The organism is Ameyamaea chiangmaiensis (genome assembly GCF_013376175.1).
In the GTDB taxonomy this organism is placed as follows: domain Bacteria; phylum Pseudomonadota; class Alphaproteobacteria; order Acetobacterales; family Acetobacteraceae; genus Ameyamaea; species Ameyamaea chiangmaiensis.
Window position 1 is genome coordinate 1 of record NZ_JABXXR010000357.1, and the last position, 672, is coordinate 672.

The window sequence follows — 672 nt, forward strand, 5'->3', positions numbered from 1 at the left end:
GCGCGTGCGACGGGGCGAAGGCATGTGCCAGCAGGGCGGCCGCGAGGCACAGGGCGGCGCGCGGAACGCGACGGAAAGACGGGGTCTGGGGCATGGCGGGCTGCGTCCTCTCGGTTGCCTGTCGAGTTGGCAACGTCACGGCCGGCGTTGCTGTTGCGTCACCATCATATAATCGCTCTGTTGCAATTGGCGAGGCGCGATCGCGTGTGTCCTGCGTGACACGCAGTGCTGCGTCTCGGGGCGGGGCGTCCCGGGCGCGCGCGTTCGCGCGGGCTCAGGCGGCGTCGGGGCGATCGGGGTGCCACCCTTTCCCCCGCCGTGCGTTGGGCTTATCTGTTCTGGACGGTTCCGGGCGCAGGGAGAGCGAGGCGATGACGACATCCGCAGGCACATCGACGATTGGCGAGGGCAACGAACTCGCCCCGTTGATTCTGGACGAGACCTCGGTCGCGCGCTTGCAGAAGGTCCTGCGGGACGTCGAGTCTGGCCGGGGCGTGCTGGTGCGTATGGCGGACCTGATGGGCGGTGCGGTCGGCCAGGCGGCGCGGCTGGGGATGCGCGGCCTGGGTCTGGCCCCGGGGTTCGAGGCCAAGCTGCGCGGCCTGGCCGAAAGTGCGCTGACACGCGCGTTCGACATTGCCGTTCTGGGCATGAAGGGCGGTCCGGACGACG

Annotated in this window: 1 pseudogene; it reads left to right on the plus strand. The window is 70.2% G+C overall.

The features are described from left to right. Positions 1 to 371 precede the first annotated feature (371 nt). Positions 372 to 672, plus strand: a pseudogene (locus HUK82_RS17035) (EcsC family protein); the annotation flags it as partial.